The 17,510-nt window shown below is 40.9% G+C and carries 15 protein-coding genes; 8 read left to right on the forward strand and 7 right to left on the reverse strand.

Annotated elements, in window-relative coordinates:
• Window positions 1–73: 73 nt before the first annotated feature.
• On the forward strand, window positions 74–1,141 hold the full coding sequence (gene rlmN, locus QUF86_RS05695) for a dual-specificity RNA methyltransferase RlmN (protein ID WP_289314159.1): 1,068 nt from the start codon (window positions 74–76) through the stop codon (window positions 1,139–1,141).
• A 78-nt stretch (window positions 1,142–1,219) separates the two neighbouring features.
• Here the strand turns inward: rlmN and QUF86_RS05700 are convergent, their stop codons facing one another.
• Window positions 1,220–1,552 carry a heme oxygenase gene (locus QUF86_RS05700; RefSeq protein ID WP_289314160.1) on the reverse strand — a complete coding sequence of 111 codons (333 nt, stop codon included), beginning with the start codon at window positions 1,550–1,552 and terminating at the stop codon, window positions 1,220–1,222.
• A gap of 286 nt (window positions 1,553–1,838) precedes the next feature.
• Here QUF86_RS05700 and QUF86_RS05705 point away from each other — a divergent pair, with 286 nt between their 5' ends.
• Window positions 1,839–3,287, forward strand: a complete 1,449-nt coding sequence (locus QUF86_RS05705; RefSeq protein ID WP_289314161.1) for a DEAD/DEAH box helicase — start codon at window positions 1,839–1,841, stop codon at window positions 3,285–3,287.
• 315 nt (window positions 3,288–3,602) lie between these two features.
• On the opposite strand, the gene QUF86_RS05710 is transcribed toward QUF86_RS05705, so the two are convergent.
• Complete coding sequence (locus tag QUF86_RS05710; RefSeq protein ID WP_289333770.1) at window positions 3,603–3,917, reverse strand: hypothetical protein; 315 nt, start codon at window positions 3,915–3,917, stop codon at window positions 3,603–3,605.
• On the opposite strand from QUF86_RS05710, the gene QUF86_RS05715 reads away from it, so the two are divergent.
• Window positions 3,912–4,202, forward strand: a complete 291-nt coding sequence (locus QUF86_RS05715) for a type 1 glutamine amidotransferase family protein (protein ID WP_289336189.1) — start codon at window positions 3,912–3,914, stop codon at window positions 4,200–4,202. The genes QUF86_RS05710 and QUF86_RS05715 overlap by 6 nt on opposite strands.
• 65 nt (window positions 4,203–4,267) lie before the next feature.
• Here QUF86_RS05715 and pepT read toward each other — a convergent pair whose 3' ends face one another.
• From pepT to QUF86_RS05740, 5 genes are all read right to left on the reverse strand, one after another.
• On the reverse strand, window positions 4,268–5,503 hold the full coding sequence (pepT, locus tag QUF86_RS05720; RefSeq protein ID WP_289314164.1) for a peptidase T: 1,236 nt from the start codon (window positions 5,501–5,503) through the stop codon (window positions 4,268–4,270).
• A 151-nt stretch (window positions 5,504–5,654) separates the two neighbouring features.
• Window positions 5,655–7,136 carry an alpha-amylase gene (locus QUF86_RS05725; RefSeq protein WP_289314165.1) on the reverse strand — a complete coding sequence of 494 codons (1,482 nt, stop codon included), beginning with the start codon at window positions 7,134–7,136 and terminating at the stop codon, window positions 5,655–5,657.
• 373 nt (window positions 7,137–7,509) lie between these two features.
• Window positions 7,510–9,216: a CotH kinase family protein gene (locus QUF86_RS05730; RefSeq protein ID WP_289333772.1), complete on the reverse strand. Its 1,707-nt coding sequence runs from the start codon at window positions 9,214–9,216 to the stop codon at window positions 7,510–7,512.
• 66 nt (window positions 9,217–9,282) lie between these two features.
• Complete coding sequence (locus QUF86_RS05735) at window positions 9,283–9,975, reverse strand: DUF4956 domain-containing protein (RefSeq protein WP_289314167.1); 693 nt, start codon at window positions 9,973–9,975, stop codon at window positions 9,283–9,285.
• Window positions 9,976–10,012: 37 nt separating this feature from the next.
• Window positions 10,013–10,696, reverse strand: a complete 684-nt coding sequence (locus tag QUF86_RS05740; RefSeq protein WP_289314168.1) for a polyphosphate polymerase domain-containing protein — start codon at window positions 10,694–10,696, stop codon at window positions 10,013–10,015.
• A 255-nt stretch (window positions 10,697–10,951) separates the two neighbouring features.
• On the opposite strand from QUF86_RS05740, the gene QUF86_RS05745 reads away from it, so the two are divergent.
• From QUF86_RS05745 to QUF86_RS05765, 5 genes are read left to right on the forward strand one after another with little or no spacing between them, the layout of a single operon-like run.
• A complete protein-coding gene (locus tag QUF86_RS05745) occupies window positions 10,952–12,304 on the forward strand; it encodes an aspartate aminotransferase family protein (RefSeq protein WP_289314169.1) in 1,353 nt (450 codons plus the stop codon).
• A gap of 7 nt (window positions 12,305–12,311) precedes the next feature.
• Window positions 12,312–13,820, forward strand: coding sequence for a pyridoxal phosphate-dependent decarboxylase family protein (locus QUF86_RS05750; RefSeq protein WP_289333773.1), 1,509 nt, complete (start codon window positions 12,312–12,314; stop codon window positions 13,818–13,820).
• Window positions 13,821–13,822: 2 nt separating this feature from the next.
• Complete coding sequence (locus QUF86_RS05755; RefSeq protein WP_289333774.1) at window positions 13,823–15,625, forward strand: IucA/IucC family protein; 1,803 nt, start codon at window positions 13,823–13,825, stop codon at window positions 15,623–15,625.
• Window positions 15,615–16,199, forward strand: a complete 585-nt coding sequence (locus tag QUF86_RS05760; protein WP_289314172.1) for a GNAT family N-acetyltransferase — start codon at window positions 15,615–15,617, stop codon at window positions 16,197–16,199. The genes QUF86_RS05755 and QUF86_RS05760 overlap by 11 nt, the downstream gene beginning before the upstream one ends.
• The gene (locus QUF86_RS05765; RefSeq protein WP_289314173.1) at window positions 16,174–17,502 is read left to right on the forward strand and encodes a lysine N(6)-hydroxylase/L-ornithine N(5)-oxygenase family protein; all 1,329 of its coding nucleotides are present in this window, start codon (window positions 16,174–16,176) and stop codon (window positions 17,500–17,502) included. Before QUF86_RS05760 ends, QUF86_RS05765 begins: the two co-directional genes overlap by 26 nt.
• Window positions 17,503–17,510: the final 8 nt, after the last annotated feature.

Here is a 17,510-nt window from a genome sequence, read left to right on the forward strand (position 1 = left end):
AAGAACTGATTCCGGGGAAATTCCCTGTAAGGTTAACATATTAAATCTTAATGTAATGAAAAGAGGGTAACGAATGAGTAAAGAGTCCATTTATGGTTTAACATTCGAACAATTGACAGCATGGCTTTTGGACCATGGCCATAAAAAATTCAGAGCTTCACAAGTCTGGGAGTGGCTGTATAGGACACGTGTGACGAGTTTCTCTGAAATGACGGATGTTAATAAAGAGTGCCTACAACTACTTGAAGATCACTTTGTCATCCAGACTTTGACTGAGCACGTTAAGCAAGAATCGGCTGATGGTACGATTAAGTTCTTGTTTAAATTACAGGATGGAAACCTTATCGAAACGGTTATGATGAGGCATAAATACGGGATTTCGGTTTGTGTCACCACCCAAGTGGGCTGCAATATTGGCTGCAGTTTCTGTGCAAGTGGATTATTGGCCAAAAGCCGTGATTTATCCAGCGGGGAAATAGTGGAACAAATCATGAACGTACAACTGCATCTGGATAAATTGGAACAAGAAGATGCTGTAAGCCATGTTGTTGTAATGGGGATTGGCGAACCGTTCGATAACTTTGAAAATATGATAGACTTTTTGAAGGTGATCATGGACCATAAGGGTCTTGCTATCGCTGCAAGGCGTATTACTGTCTCGACGAGCGGTCTTGCGAATAAGATTTATGAATTCACCGATACTCAATTACAGGTGAATCTGGCAATCTCATTACATGCTCCGAATAATGAGCTCAGGACACGGATCATGAAAATAAACCGAGGTATTCCAATTGAAAAACTTATGAAATCACTCGATTATTATTTAGAGAAAACGAATAGGAGAATTACGATTGAATATATCCTATTGAAAGATGTTAATGATCATCAAGAAGAAGCCGAGCAACTTGCCGAGCTCCTTGATGACAAAAAACATCGCCTCTATGTCAACCTGATTCCATATAATCCTGTAGATGAACATAGTCAGTACCAAAGAAGTGAAAAAGAGTCCGTTCTCTCGTTCTATGATACGCTGAAAAAGAGAGGCGTAAATTGCAAAATCCGCCAAGAACATGGAACGGATATTGATGCTGCTTGCGGCCAGCTTAGAAGCAAACAAATCAAGAAAGCTGAAGCCCAATAATTTACTAAGAGAGACCCAAGCCATAAACCCCATCAAAAAGAGGCCGCATATTTTGCGGCCTCTTTTGGTGTGATTTTATTATTTAGCTATTTCTTTTACTGAGGCGACTTCATACGTAGTAAGCTCGCTGCCTAGAATTGGAGATTCTTTTTTAGCTTCACCGGAACTAGGTTCAGGCCGTTTATGTGCAGCTTTGAATGCATCGCTATTTCTCCAAGCAGTAAAGTTATCAAGGTTTTCCCAATACATATTAACGCTCAATTCATCGTGATCCGATAAGTTCTGCGTTAATAATACTTCAACTTTTACGAAGCCTTCCGTTGTATCAAGTGGACCTGGTGCAGTAAATCCTGGGGCCATGACTGCCCCCATCCCTTTTTTGACTCTGATTCTATTCGTTACGATTATCATAAATCAGCACTCCTTTTGGACATCGGTTTTTAATCTACACCCTGTTTCCCGCTTTAATCTCATACATATTTTAGCATATTGAAAGAAGCATGGTCCATTTTGATTAATCAAGATCATTAGCATCCTTTTTAATGATAATGAAGTTTCATTATATTGAAATAAGGCAATTGAATTTGGTTATTACAAGGTTTATCGATGTATATCGCGTATAATAGAACCTTGTATAAGGAAATTACGATTATGGAAACAATAAAGCAACATACTAAACAACAAAAGAGGCTGTTATATGAATGAATTAAGTTTTACTGATTATACATTAAGCGATGAAATTGTAAGGGCATTAGAAAGCTTGGGATATCAACATCCAACCGAAGTACAGCGTGAAGTGATTCCAGTGGCGCTGAAAAAGCGGGATCTTGTCGTTAAATCCCAAACGGGAAGTGGCAAGACCGCTTCATTCGGCATACCGATATGCGAAATGGTCGATTGGGAGGAGAATAAGCCTCAAGCGCTTATTTTAACACCGACACGTGAGCTTGCTGTACAGGTAAAAGAGGATATCACGAATATAGGAAGATTCAAACGGATAAAGGCTACTGCGGTTTATGGAAAACATCCATTCGCACTGCAAAAAGCGGAATTGAAACAAAAAAGCCATGTAGTCGTTGGAACACCGGGGCGTGTTCTGGATCATATCGAGAAAGGGACATTCGCCTTGGAACGCTTAACTCATTTAGTTATTGATGAAGCGGATGAAATGCTGAATATGGGCTTCATTGAACAAGTGGAAGCCATTATTAAAGAGCTTCCGAAAGATAGGGTAACCATGCTGTTCTCTGCCACATTACCTGAGAGTATAAAAAAGCTTTGTAAGCAATATATGAAAGATCCTTTGGATATTGAAATCAAAGCAAAGGGTTTAACGACGGAGAAAATAGAACATGCACTTATTGAAGTGAAAGAGGATGATAAGTTTTCCCTGCTTAGAGACGTCACCATCACGGAAAACCCCGATAGCTGCATCATTTTCTGTCGGACGAAGGATCGGGTGGACCAAGTATGCGAACAGCTAATGGATCTGGAATATCCTTGTGATATGATTCACGGCGGCATGCTTCAGGAAGATCGCCTTGCAGTGATGAATGAATTCAGAAGAGGAGAATTCCGCTATTTGGTTGCGACGGATGTTGCTGCACGTGGAATTGACATCGATAATATAACCCACGTGATTAACTATGACCTGCCATTGGAAAAGGAAAGTTACGTACATCGAACTGGAAGAACGGGCCGTGCCGGGAAAAAAGGAAAAGCCATTACTTTTGTGACGCCGTACGAAGACAAATTCCTTACTGAGATTCAAGGCTATATCGGCTTTGAAATCCCTAAGATGCCTGTTCCGACAAAAGAGGATGTCTCCAATAAAAAAATGGATTTCGAAGCGAAACTGGAAGCTCGTCCAAAGATAAAAAAAGATAAAAGTGAAAAATTGAATAAACAAATCATGAAGCTGTATTTCAATGGCGGAAAGAAAAAGAAAATCAGGGCTGTTGATTTTGTCGGAACTATCGCAAAAATTGATGGTGTGAATGCTGAGGACATCGGGATCATTACAATTCAGGATAATGTTTCTTATGTGGAAATATTGAATGAAAAGGGACCGCTTGTCTTGAAAGTGATGAAAAATACGAAAGTAAAAGGCAAACTTTTGAAGGTTTCAGAGGCCTTTAAGAACTAAAAGTGTTGAATGGAAAAGAAGCGAGAGCTTATCTAACCAAGGTTAACCAATTAAAATTGGTTAACTTTTTTATTGCTAACTTATATTTCATTTCAAAAAAAGCTTCTTTTATTTTTTTTGAAACTTTATAAATTCTAAATACATCATTGGGAAAACAATTATAAACATTATTATAAAACCTATTATTATTCCTACCAAACTTTTATCCTTAGTTATGGACATAGATACATAATAGAACGCTACACTCGTAATAATTAAATATAATAAATACTTCATTTTGTTATATCAATCCACCCATTATTTTTATACCAATCCTTAGAATCTAAAAATTTTGCTATTGCTACACCAACATCTGCATAGTCCAAAGCAAAACTGACAGCACCACCAATTACCGTTGCTATAGCCACTCCTCTCACCGTTTGAATTCCAAGCTTCTTTGCTTGAGCTGTAGCTACCCTGATAGTTTTCTTCTAATTGCTCTTGAGCAGCCTTTAAGTCATTAAATGTTTCTGAATTTCCATCAAAAATACCCATAAGTGCTTCTTCTAATAGCTCTACTTCCTCAGTACCAGGAATTGCTGCTGCTTCTTCAATTGTTTTTATAAATTCCTTTTTTTCAACTTTATTCATTCATTCCAGACAGCCGATTCGGTACTTTTCAATGCTGTATATGTGGCAGGAGGCCAGGAGAGTGTCGATACGCTAAAGGCATCCAAGGAACCAATTTACTTTGTTGATGAAGCTTACAATCATTTCAAGGCGATTGGTGTAGGAAAAGAAGGAGCCGAAATCTTAACGAAGGCAGGCATAGGTTCCATTGAGCCAGCCGGTGGCATTGTAGCTGTTTCGGAGAAAAATGGTGTAGCTGCCTTTATCGAGGCAATTGCCAAACACCGTCACTGGACACGCGCTTAATTTTGGATAAAAAACCCCAGACTTGGAGTCTGGGGTTTTTTTCAATAAAGACAGTTCGTATCAAGCTACTTCGCTTTTTCTTCAAGAAGCGATGCAATGCCAACAATCACCTTTGTGGCCAGGACCATATTATCGACGGAAATAAATTCATATTTGCCATGAAAGTTCTCGCCGCCCGTAAAGATGTTGGGTGTTGGCAGTCCCATATACGATAATTGAGATCCGTCAGTACCACCGCGTATTGGAGAGATTTTTGGTTTTATACCGAGTTTCTCCATTGCTTCATGGGCAATATCCACGATTTCCTTCACGGGTTCAATTTTTTCCTTCATGTTGAAATATTGGTCCTGTAATTCAAGTTGGATACGATTCTGCCCGTATTTTTCTTTTAAATCTTCGATGACTTTCGTTATATATTCCTTACGTTCATTAAATTTTTGGCGGTCGAAATCCCTGATGATGTAAGAGAGCTTGGTCTCTTCCACATCGCCGTGAAAAGAAAGAAGATGATAAAATCCTTCGTAACCCTCCGTATATTCCGGTGCTTCTGCCACTGGGAGCTTATTATGGAATTCCATGGCGATTTTAGCTGAGTTCACCATTTTTCCTTTAGCCGTACCAGGGTGAATATTCGTACCTTTGATCAGGATCTTGGCCGATGCGGCATTGAAGCTCTCATACTCAAGTTCTCCAAGTGGGCCGCCGTCCACGGTGTAGGCAAATTGGGCATCAAAAGCATCTACATCAAACTTATGTGGTCCCCTGCCGATTTCCTCATCGGGAGTGAAGGCAACACGAATTTTTCCATGCTTGATTTCCGGATGCTGTATCAAATAATCCATGGCAGTCATGATTTCGGCAATGCCAGCCTTATTATCTGCTCCCAACAGGGTTGTTCCATCCGTTGTAATCAAGGTATGCCCTTTGTAGTTCTTGAGCGAAGGGAAATCATTAGGTGAGAGGATGACATCCAATTTTTCATGTAAAGTAAGATCTTTGCCATCATAGTTGTCAACGATCTGTGGTTTTACATCTTTTCCGGTGAAATCCGTTGCTGTATCGACATGAGCCAAAAATCCAACTGTCGGGATATCCTTTTTTGAATTGGCTGGCAAGGTTGCCATGACATAGCCATTCTGATCAATTGTCACTTCCTTCATCCCAATGGATTGAAGTTCCTGGACCAATGTATTTGCCAAGGTCAACTGTCCGGGTGTAGAGGGGCATGATGGATTTGCCTCATTCGATTGGGTATCCACTTTCACATAAGAAGTGAATCTTTCAATGATTTCATTTTTCACTTTCCTTCAACTCCTTTTTCCCTTATCTTACCATGATTGGTCGTGATGGAAAAATTATCTTTCACTAGGATGGTGGAGGAATTTCAGATCTTTGTCACCAGCAAAGAACAGCATATCTCCAATCGACATGCTGTTCCGGTGCTATCTCATTTTAAAGTGGTGTTGCTTTAAGCGGTGCATCATTCAAGGCCCATACGGATACGCTTTTCCCATGAACGGGAAAGGTCGCGTAACCATCTTCTTCAATGGTAATGTGGTCATCTCGATGACAGGTTAAATCACTCCAGATTTCACCAGCCCGATGTTTACCGACGAACATCCTTTTTTCACTGTTGTGATCACCATTGGAGATAACGACGGCACACCCCGAGCCTGCTAGCTCTTCAACCCCGAGCCGGACCCAGCCAATCGTATTATGATCATCAAAATAGTCCGTCTGTTCCCCGTAAGCTTTTTCATACCTTGCATATAAGAGGCGATCGAGAATATCCTGTTTACCAGGTACCGGAGAAGGCCCGCCGATTCCATAATAGTCCCCGTAAAAGACACAGGGATAACCGCAAAGCCTAAGCAGGATAAGGGCATATGCCGATGGTTTAAACCAGTCCTTTACCCAGGATTCCAGTGATTCATGAGGTTGGGAGTCATGGTTGTCGACAAAAGTGACGGCCTGCGCCGGATTGGTTTGGACGAGGGTATCATCAAAGATGGTTGAGAGGTCGAAGTCAGTTCCTGCTTTTGAAGCCTCATGAAATTTATAATGCAGGGAAACATCGAACAAGTTGAGGTCATGATTGGTTTGCTCTAAGTAAGTTTGACAAGCTTTAACATCCGCCTTCCAAAATTCGCCGACCATGAAGAAATGTTCCTTTGTATAAGGAATGAGTTCTTGTAGAAACTCATTGATGAATTCATAATCAATATGTTTAACGGCGTCCAAACGAAAACCATCACACTTTAACGTATCAACCATCCATTTTCCCCAGTTAATCATTTCCCGACGAACTTCCGGCAGACTGTAATCGATGTTGGCAAACATTAAATAATCATAGTTTCCGAATTCATCGATGACATGCTTACTCCAGTGCTTATTTTCGCCTGTGATTCGATATACACCCATTTTGTCGTTTTCGGCATCGTAGTCAGTCCCATTAAAATGAGTATGGTTCCACTTAAAATCAGAGTATTTATTTTTACGGCCTGGAAAATCGAATGTTGTCCAGCCTTCAATTTCAAAAGGTTCTGAAATATCTTCCATACGATTGTCTGGATTGACTTCAATGACTTCTATTTTTTCGGTTCCATCTGCTCCTGCCTTGTGATTCATGACTAAATCGATATAAACGCAAAGTCCGTAGTTATGACAGGTGGCTATTGCTTGAAGCAATTCATCTTTGGTTCCGTATTTGGTACGAACGGTTCCTTTTTGGTCAAATTCCCCCAAATCGTATCCATCATATATTCCATACCCGTTATCCCCAATGGATTGCCCTTTGGTAACCGGCGGAAGCCAGACGCAATCAATTCCTAAATCCTTCAACTTGGAGGCTGCATATTTCAATCTTTCCCAATGAGAACCATCTGCCTCAAGATGCCACTCGAAAAATTGCATCATCGTATGATTTCTTTTCATCCGTTCCCCCCCTGACACCGACACGTTTTGATAAAATTGAAGCAGAACGATCGGATAAAGTAATAGTGGAAATCTTTACCCTCTAATTTCAAATGATAAACAAGTAAACAAATCCCTCTGAATAGAGTTTCATTTACCTCTCTATTTTACTATTTTATACCAAATAAGGGTATTTTATATTGATTAGCAATTAAAAATTATTAAAAGGTGGAGGAATAACCCGGTTAAAGTATTAGGAAGGCGGAAAAACGATATAGTTTAAAGTTCTTGGTCTAAAGTCATCGACGAAAATAATGGATGGCTTTACGCCAAAGCAATAAAAAAGGTATCCCGAATATTTTGGGATACCTTTTTCGTATTGGAAGGGCATGGTCTATCCTTTTTTACCTCTCCGTTTAAAGAAGTGGGCAAAGACCATTGCACCAAATAATAAGAGTAGGAGCACGGAAGATAGAATGATCGTATTTTTGGATGAGCTGCTGTTATCTGTCCCTTGTTGCCCCATGTTCCCGTTCATACCAGGAGGTGCTCCATTCTCGTCATTCACCATGTTAGGGGACTGCAAGGCAGCCCCATTCTCGCCGCCGCCCATGTTTGGTGGTGGCTGGCCTGCATTTGCGTTATCGCCCCTATTAGGAGCTCTGCCGCCCATACTGCTTTCTGTTTCAGCCTCCACAACCAGATCTCCAGAAAGCTGTGCTAAGATAGACTCAGCTCGTTGGGCAGCGAAATCAACCAGGGTTTCCTCGCCTGACGTCGCTTCTGTATACTCGTCCATTGTATAGAATTTAGTCGGGTCCTTTTTCACATATGGTGTGATTAATGTAGAAATATCAGTTGTCATTGCTTTCATATTTTCTTCAGAGAAAAAATCTGTGGCAATGCCGTCTAGATAATCATAATATTTTTCACGGTACCCATCGTTGGAAAGCAGGGCATTCAATAAAGGACGATCTTCAAGGGTTGTACCTGATACAGGTTCGGTAATGCTGAAGTTGATATTACTTTCATTCATGAAATTTGAACTCATATCCATCATTCCGCCACCGTTCTTATTCGGTGCTTCTCCAAGGGGCTCCGTGTCATCCTTGTTAGCAGTATCGTTACTCTCAGCTGCCACTTCATTTTCTTTATCGGATGCGCCTTCCTGGCGTCCCCCGCCTCCGGAAAAGCCTCCAAATGACATATTATAGTCCCAGGGCAGCATGGAAAAGACGCCATTTTCCTCATATAAATAGTAGTTATGCTTTAATGTGCCTTGATAATGATCGAGGTTGACGAGGGCTGTATTGGCTGCAAAGTAGCGCAATGTTTCATCTACATCCAAAACTTCTTCTAAATCCCCGCCATTATTGATGGCATCAAGCATCTTGATCATCGCAGATTGATCAGAACTTTCATTTGTTTTTAAATTCAACCCTGTATAATCATCAATATCTTCACTAATCCATTTTAAATCACTTCCGGTGCCATCAGGATAATAAAGGTCACCGTTGCCAGATGGAAAGTTATTATTCAAAAATGTTTCATTAATAGATTCAACGCCTAAATATAAGCCCCATTCTTTTCCATTGATGGTCACGTACATATAGGAATGTCCGGGAGTTGCTATGCCCATCTTTTCCATTAGCTCATATGAAAGGTACTCCCTCATATACGTGGGATCACTATAATTATTATTTAAATCAAATTCTTTCAGGCCATGTAAATTTTGATCTGACTGATAGTAATTAAAATCTATATTCCAGCTGTAGCGTTCCGAATCTTCCATTTGGACAACAGAGTTTAAGGAAAGGTTCCCTTTGGTTCGAAACCCTACATTTTCAACTTTTTCCCCATTAATGGTCACATCTGATGCAACAACTTCCTTTTCAGAGGGGTTATCCAGGATTGAATCCAAATCATCATCAGCCAATGTTATATCAACGGTTGTCACCTTGCTTTGGTCAAACACGGACCCCGTATATGTATTTCCTTTAGTGGCCTTTTCAATTGTCAGATTGGGAAGGAAAGACATCACTGCTATAAAGATGGCGATAAGTAACCCAATCGATGCTACGACGTATCTTGTCTTTAACATGCCAGGCTCCTTTCTTCTGCATTCTTATATAGCGGACAAGCCATGGAATCTTATGTCCGCCATCTCTTAAGCAGTGAAGTTGCCATCATAACTCAACATGATGGCAGAATGAACGCTATTCATGTCCTTGACTTGATTAATGAATTCCGCATTATTATCTTTTAATCGAATTTCATATGTCACTTCAAGATTATTATCCGGCATGACCGACTTTGATTTGATGGAATGCTTTTTCACTTTATTGGATATCATTTCGTCTAACGTTTTTTCAATTGAGGCATCTGTATATTTAACGATAAATAAATAAGGATTTTCTACAGTGATCCGGTTCGCAAATATGAGCATGACAATACCTATTAAAATAGCACCGATGATAACCAGTGGAATTAGTCCTGCCCCGCATAAAATCCCGGAAGCGGCTGCCCAGAATAGGAAGATCAAGTCCATGGGATCTTTAATTGGCGTTCTGAATCGTACGATGGAGAGGGCACCGACCATACCAAGGGAGATAACGATATTAGTTGAGATACCCATGATGATCAAAGCCGTTGCCATTGTCATGATGATGAGGGAAATATTGAAATTGTGTGAGTACATCACACCGGAAAAGGTCTTCTTATAAATGACGTAAATAAACAAACCGATGGCAAATGCCAACAGTAACCCAATTAGGGAGTCAATAATTGAAAAGCTCTCTGTCTTGTCTAAAAAACTTGATTTGAAAATATCATTAAAAGTGCTAGTTGTCGTCGTATCCATTTTGCCATTCCTCCAAATATTATGTGTTTAGCTGAAATCAGCCGTATCTTCTGCTTAGTTGATATTTTGAAAAAGCCGTTTTTCTAGTATCGATGATGGATAACAATTGTTTGATGATATCCGGAAGAAACTCGTCAAACTTTATTTCCAGGATGACCCAATCCGGGTCTAGTGCATCGACGACGATTAATTCTGGATTCAGGAAGTCCGTATCCCGATAGCTGGTTTTCACATTGCTGTCGAAGGTGACCCGCACATTTCCATACTCATAGATAAATACCTCCCTTTCATAGTCGACGACTGTTGTCGGCTTGATTTGGAAAAGGGTCATTTGAATGTATAAGTCCCTAAGGATATCCCTTGAATCTTCGGACATCCAATTTATATCCCCTGAACGAATTCGTTCGTATTCTTCGGCAGACAACCCGCACTTCTGTTTATAGGTAAGGTTATCCCGCTTACTCTTTTTTTCTAGATTGATGAAATCAGTATTATGATCATAAAGTCTAGCCCTGAACTTATCCCTGTGATAGAACCCCTCCGTTTTTTGCCGCAGGATTTTATTGTCAAAGTTATCGAAATAGACACTTCGAATTAAATACTTCCCATCCAGCCCATGGGGATCAAGCCTCATGAAGTTTTTCAGATTATTTCTTAATAAATAACAATCTGCTCTGGTGATTGCATGCTTGAGTTCCCGCCTGCCCTTTAAATCATTCATTGTTGCTCCTCCTTTTTCATGTTTTTTACTGGGTTCAGCTTATAAACACAATCTTAATAAAACCTTAAGAACAATTTTCTGTTTAATGGATAAATAGAGAATAGGCACCAGTTTTAACCTTTTCTTAATTTTATTGGAATTTATTAGAAGAAAAATGAGTGGATTTACTCATTGAGAATAATTATCATTATCAGTAAAATGAATCTCATGATAATGATAATTATTCTCAATTAATTCAATACATGGAGGCTCACTATGGTAACGAATACTCTTACAAAAAATGATCAATTACTGGAACAACAAAATACAAGGGAATCAAATGCCCGATCTTATCCTAGAAGATTACCGATAGCCATCGATCAAGCGGAGGGAATTTACCTAACAGACATGGATGGAAAACGATATATTGATTTTCTTGCCGGGGCTGGAACATTAGCGCTCGGTCACAATCATCCGGCTGTGCTTGAAGCAATGGAAAAAGTTCTTAAGGATAAACGGCCGTTACATACATTGGACTTTACGACACCAATCAAAGAGCAGTTCGTTGATGAAATTTTTGAAAGCCTGCCTGAAGAATTCAGGAAAAATGCAAAAATTCAATTCTGTGGTCCTACTGGCGGGGATGCCATTGAGGCAGCACTTAAATTAGTAAAAACAGCCACAGGAAACAGAAGCATTTTATCCTTCCAAGGAGCTTATCACGGGGCAACCCATGCAACCATGTCAATCAGCGGCAATACAAAACCAAAGGAAAAGATACAAGGGTTAATGCCAGACGTACACTTCCTTCCGTATCCCTATCAATATCGCTGTCCTTTTGGAATAGGCGGAGAAGAAAGTCATAAAATCAGTAGCCAGTATATCGAAAATCTACTGAACGATCCTGAATCTGGATTATTGGCACCTGCAGGAATGATTTTAGAGGCAGTACAAGGTGAAGGAGGTTCCATTCCCGCTCCAATTCCTTGGCTTAAGGAAATCAGAAGAATTACAAAAGAGAAGGGCATTCCGCTAATTATCGATGAAGTTCAATCCGGTATCGGCCGTACAGGAAAAATGTTTGCCTTCGAACATGCAGGAATCATTCCGGATGTTCTTGTCTTATCTAAAGCAATTGGCGGAAGTCTTCCATTATCGGTGGTGATTTATAACAAAGAGTTGGACCTATGGTCTCCAGGTGCACATATCGGTACGTTCCGGGGAAATCAATTGGCGATGGCAGCAGGGACAGCGACTTTAAAGTATATGAAAGAGACGAATCTTGTGGAGCATTCCGCTAAAATGGGTGAAATCTTAAAGGATATTCTTAAAGATTTGCAAAAAGATATTCAGCAGATCGGGGATGTTAGAGGCCGTGGATTGATGGTCGGTGTCGAAATGGTCAAGCATGAAGAACCTCAAAATCCGAATGGAAGCTATCCAGCTGATTCGGAACTTGCCAGTACCATTCAACAGGAATGTTTTCAAAGAGGATTGATTCTGGAAGTGGGCGGCAGACATGGAAGTGTAGTGAGGTTCCTGCCACCATTGATCGTTACGGAATCCCAGCTTCGCGAAGCCACTGCCATTTTTGAACAGGCTGTTCGTGCAGCTGTAGCTAGAGGGTGAATTATCAATGATTGAAATGGTAAATAAAACGGATTTTGCTTATTCTCCATTGTTCTTGAATAACGAAGAAGGTTTCAATAACTACAGCCAGTCATTAAAAATCATGGAAAAGAAGCTGATGGCCTTTTTAAAAGGGAACAATTCACCATACTCTGGGAAAAATCCGTATGAAATAGAAGCAAGATTAAACGAACTGACCCTCGCTTCTCTAAAAGGGGAGACGATTGAAGCAGTTGCGGCTGAGCTGGCGGAGTTTGTTATTGATGACAGCATCAATGTACACAGTCCTACTTGTATCGGGCATTTGCATTGCCCGACACTAATTCCAGCCGTGGCAGCCGAAATGATTATCGGTACGTTGAATCAATCCATGGATTCATGGGACCAAAGCTCGACGGCAACTTTCGTTGAAGAGCGTTTAATAGATTGGCTGTGCAGTCAGGTAGGGTTACCGGAACAAGCGGATGGGATTTTCACAAGCGGTGGTACCCAATCTAATTACATGGGACTGCTATTGGCAAGGGACGCCTATTGTAAGCGTTTCTGGGATGTGGACGTTCAACAGCACGGCTTGCCAGTCGAGGCGAAAAAATTGCGGATCCTATGCTCCGAGGCTGCCCACTTTACGGTTCGTAAATCAGCGGCACAGCTGGGGATTGGTGAACAGGCAGTGATCACGATTAAAACGGATTCAAATCATCGTCTGTCCATGGATGATTTGAATCATCAGTTGCTGCTTTTAGAGGAACAGGATTTACTTCCATTTGCTATCGTTGCAACTTGTGGAACGACGGATTTTGGTTCAATCGATCCATTACATGAATTGTCCGAAGCTGCTAGGAAGAATGGGATATGGCTGCATGTGGACGCTGCATATGGCGGTGCGATGATTTTAAGCAAGGATTACAAAGAGTTAATCAGCGGAATTGAACGGGCCGACTCGATTACGGTTGATTTTCACAAATTATTCTATCAACCGATCAGTTGTGGTGCTTTTCTTGTCTCGGACAGCAACTCATTTCAATATATCCAGCATCACGCCGATTACTTGAATCCACAGGAAGATGAAGCGGAGGGTATGGTTCATTTAGTCAATAAATCGGTTCAAACGACGAGAAGGTTCGATGCACTGAAACTCTGGATGTCATTGAAGGTCGTTGGACTGGACACCTTTGCTGAAATGATCGACTATACTTGTCATCTTGCACGTGAAGTGGCTGTGAAGATCGATAAAGAGGATGGATTCACAGTATTAAATAAAGATCCTGAATTGAATGCAGTTGTATTCCGTTATAATCCCTCGGGAGAAAGTGATCAGCTAGTAAATCTATTAAATAAACAGATTCAGCAGGAATTACTGAAAAGCGGACGGGCATTTTTAGCAAAAACGCGTTTTGACGGACAGGTATATTTAAAAATGACACTATTGAATCCAATGACAAGGCTTGAACACATAGAGGAAATTTTAGACGAAATTCGAGTTTTAGGTGAAATGTTCAAGATGATGGAGGAATGAAGATGAATGGTAAGCAAATAGCTGAAAGGGCAACGATGCAAAGCTTTCTGAACTGTTATTTCCGGGAAACCGGGAATTGCAGTTTAGAAGAAACGAGAAACTGGCCAGATTTGGAGGGTTCCATTCCGGATTCATTATTAGTCAGTAATCTCAGATCCCAAGATATTGCATTGCTTGTTCCACTTAAATATTGGTCGGTAACGGGGCGTCATATTTTCACCTTCCCGATTTACTACCAAACAGCATCCAAACAAGTACGTGAATTAGATTATGTGACACTGGTCTCGATTGTTTCTAAGGAGTTATTGAATGAGCAGGGCCGGACGGATAGTGAAGATGAATTGATGCTGCGTGTCATCCTTAGCAGCCAAAATATTCAACGTTATGTGGAAGCGAGGACAGAAGACGCTGATGCACTTCAAAGTCCTGATTTTACATACATCGAAGCAGAGCAGTCGCTTTTATTCGGGCACCTGTTCCACCCGACACCGAAAAGTAAGCAGGGCATTTCAGAAAAAGATGAATGGATCTATTCACCCGAATTAAAAGGGGAGTTTCAGCTGCACTATTTCCTGGCAGAGCCTTCGATCGTCATCCAGGATTCTAGTGAAGTCCGATCGGCAAGTGAGATCATTAAACAGGAATTAGCTGGTGACTTGGAGATTTCCAGTGAATTTCGTGACACGTATTGCCAAAAGGAAAGCCGATACAGCATTATCCCGGCACATCCGCTCCAGGCAAAAGTGCTTATCGAAAAAGAAGAGGTTAAGAAGCTAATCGAGCAAGGAACACTAGTTTATGCAGGACCTCTTGGAAAAAAATTCACGGCTACCTCTTCATTTAGAACGGTATATAGCGCCACATCGAGATATATGTACAAATTTTCCGTTCCGGTTAAGATCACGAATTCATTACGTGCGAATTTGCAAAAAGAACTAGATCGTGGTGTGGAAATTGCTAAATTAATAGATTCAAAAGTGGGCGATGATCTAAAAGAACAGCATCCCGCCTTCCGTGTTATTAAGGACCCTGCTTATCTAACGATCAAAACAACTGAACAAGAATCAGGTTTCGATGTTGATATTCGGGAAAACCCTTTTTATGAAAACGATGAACAAGCTAGCCTGATTGCAGGCTTATGTCAGGATAATGCCTATGGTGCACCATCAAGGCTTGGAGCGATCATCCGCAAATTGGCAGCTGATGAAAACCGCAGTACCGAAGAAGTAAGTAAGGAATGGTTCAAAACTTATCTTTCAATGACATTAAAACCGATGCTTTGGCTATTTGAAGAGTATGGAATTGTTTTAGAAGCCCATCAGCAAAATTCAATCATTCAACTTCAAGATGGCTATCCATCCACTTTTTATTATCGTGATAATCAAGGGTATTACTATTGCGAGTCCAAAGTAGACAGGTTGTTGAATATCCTGCCTGAACTAAGTGAAAAAAGCTTCACGACTTGTTCTGATGAAGTCGCTGAAGAAAGACTTCAATACTACTTCTTTTTTAATCACTTATTAGGCTTAATCAATAATTTTGGTACGGAAGGATTAGTATCAGAGAAAACCCTGTTACAGCTCGTTCAGGAACAATTGGAAACAAGCAGTAGGGAAAGCGATGATGAAGGGTTGAATCGAGTTGTTTCAAGGCTGCTTCATGCCCGGGAATTATCTTGTAAGGCTAATTTACTGACGCGATTTCATGATATGGATGAGCTTGTCGGCTCACTTGAGACACAATCCGTTTATACAACGATTGATAATCCATTCGCGCAGGGGGTTTTAACCGCCTATGAAAAATAGTTATGAAGAAAATCTGAAGGACTGTAATCAACAGCTTTCATTTGTCAAAGTTGAATTTGAGAGGGATGTAGATACACTGCATAAATGGATGCATGAAGAACATGTGATACCCTACTGGAATTTAAATTTCACAAAAGAAAAGTTTGCTGTTCATTTGCAAAAGGCGTTGGCTGATACACACCAAACACTCTATCTAGGCTGCCTTGATGCAACCCCCATGAGCTATTGGGAATCGTATTGGGTAAAAGGCGATATCATCGAAGATTATTATGAGTCCGAAGAGGGAGATCAAGGCATTCATTTACTCATTGGTGATCCAGATTACCTTGGAAAAGGACTGGCTTTGCCGTTTTTACGTGCAATGGTGAAATACCAACTGCTTTCTTCTAGAACAAAAAAGGTGATGGCGGAACCGGACATTCGAAATGCAAAGATGATTTACTTATTTGAAAAGTGCGGTTTCACCCCAATTAAAGAAATTGAGCTCCCTGACAAAACGGCATTGCTAATGTCATGTACACGGGAGAATTTCGAGAGGAAGTGGAAGTATGGAGAAGCAACAATCTATCTATGACCTGGTAGGGATAGGGATAGGCCCCTTTAACCTTGGACTTGCGGCCCTTTTGGAGAAAACCCCGGAGTTGAATGCCGTCTTTTTTGAGAAAAAGCAGGAATTTAATTGGCATGAAGGGATGCTGCTGGAAGGGACAACACTGCAGGTACCGTTCTTTGCCGATCTAGTTAGCATGGCTGATGTGACTAGCCCATATAGTTACTTGAGTTATTTACAGCAGCATGATCGTCTCTATCATTTCTACTTTCTTGAAAAATTCTTGATTCCACGAAAAGAATATAACGACTATTGCCGCTGGACTGCCAATCAACTTGAAAGCTGCTGTTTTGGAAAGGCAGTGGAGACGGTGGAGTATATAGGTGATCAAGATGAACCCTTCTATCAAATCAGTGTAAGGGATGCACAAACACAAAAGATCGAAGTCTATTATAGCCGTCATGTAGTCATGGGAATTGGCACCGCCCCGACTGTCCCGTCGGCATTTCATCCATATATGGGGGAGAGCATCCTGCATTCGGCCGATTATTTACGGAACAAAGAAAATGTCTTAAAGAAAAAATCCGTAACGGTTGTCGGATCTGGACAGAGTGCAGCCGAGGTCTTTCTGGATCTACTGAATGAGCAGGAGCAATATGGCTATCAGCTAAACTGGTATACAAGATCCAAGGGGTTTTTCCCTATGGAATATTCAAAACTTGGGTTGGAATACTTCACTCCGGATTACCTTGATTTCTTTTATCGGCTGCCACAGGAAAAGAAGGATGAAATTCTGCCGAAACAGGATCTATTGTATAAAGGGATCAGCGCCACGACAATTGCAGCAATTTTTGACAAGATGTATGAAAAATCGATTGGAAATGCCGAACTTTCCATTGAACTTCGGGCCATGACGGAAGTTTCGGCGGTAACCCCCACCGAAAATGGCTGGGGATTGAAATGCCGACAGTGGGTAGAAGATAGAGAATTTGATGTGGACACAGAGGCGATTGTTTTTGGAACGGGCTATAAATCAACCCTTCCGGCATTCCTTGACACCATGGAAGACCTTTTAGTCCGCGATGATTTGGGGCGGCTTACAATAACGAAAGATTATAGGGTAGGAACGGCCATCACTACGCAGAATCACCTTTTTATTCAAAATGGCGAGATACATACACATGGTGTGGGTGCTCCGGATCTAGGCTTAGGCGCGTTCCGAAACTCCATCATTATCAATCAATTGGCAGGTAAAGAGATTTATCCATCAGAGCCAAAGGGTGCTTTTCAGTCATTCCGTGTAAAATCACCAGTCATGGCTTACTAAGAGAAGGG

The sequence above is a fragment of the Peribacillus sp. NJ11 genome (assembly GCF_030348405.1).
Taxonomy (GTDB): domain Bacteria; phylum Bacillota; class Bacilli; order Bacillales; family DSM-1321; genus Peribacillus.

What these genes read in the sequence shown, in the direction of transcription:
- rlmN (WP_289314159.1), top strand. Translation starts at nt 74, where the DNA reads ATGAGTAAAGAGTCCATTTATGGTTTAACATTCGAACAATTGACAGCA.
- QUF86_RS05700 (WP_289314160.1), bottom strand. Translation starts at nt 1,552, where the DNA reads ATGATAATCGTAACGAATAGAATCAGAGTCAAAAAAGGGATGGGGGCA.
- QUF86_RS05705 (WP_289314161.1), top strand. Translation starts at nt 1,839, where the DNA reads ATGAATGAATTAAGTTTTACTGATTATACATTAAGCGATGAAATTGTA.
- QUF86_RS05710 (WP_289333770.1), bottom strand. Translation starts at nt 3,917, where the DNA reads ATGAATAAAGTTGAAAAAAAGGAATTTATAAAAACAATTGAAGAAGCA.
- QUF86_RS05725 (WP_289314165.1), bottom strand. Translation starts at nt 7,136, where the DNA reads ATGAAAAGAAATCATACGATGATGCAATTTTTCGAGTGGCATCTTGAG.
- QUF86_RS05730 (WP_289333772.1), bottom strand. Translation starts at nt 9,216, where the DNA reads ATGTTAAAGACAAGATACGTCGTAGCATCGATTGGGTTACTTATCGCC.
- QUF86_RS05735 (WP_289314167.1), bottom strand. Translation starts at nt 9,975, where the DNA reads ATGGATACGACGACAACTAGCACTTTTAATGATATTTTCAAATCAAGT.
- QUF86_RS05740 (WP_289314168.1), bottom strand. Translation starts at nt 10,696, where the DNA reads ATGAATGATTTAAAGGGCAGGCGGGAACTCAAGCATGCAATCACCAGA.
- QUF86_RS05745 (WP_289314169.1), top strand. Translation starts at nt 10,952, where the DNA reads ATGGTAACGAATACTCTTACAAAAAATGATCAATTACTGGAACAACAA.
- QUF86_RS05750 (WP_289333773.1), top strand. Translation starts at nt 12,312, where the DNA reads ATGATTGAAATGGTAAATAAAACGGATTTTGCTTATTCTCCATTGTTC.
- QUF86_RS05755 (WP_289333774.1), top strand. Translation starts at nt 13,823, where the DNA reads ATGAATGGTAAGCAAATAGCTGAAAGGGCAACGATGCAAAGCTTTCTG.
- QUF86_RS05760 (WP_289314172.1), top strand. Translation starts at nt 15,615, where the DNA reads ATGAAAAATAGTTATGAAGAAAATCTGAAGGACTGTAATCAACAGCTT.
- QUF86_RS05765 (WP_289314173.1), top strand. Translation starts at nt 16,174, where the DNA reads ATGGAGAAGCAACAATCTATCTATGACCTGGTAGGGATAGGGATAGGC.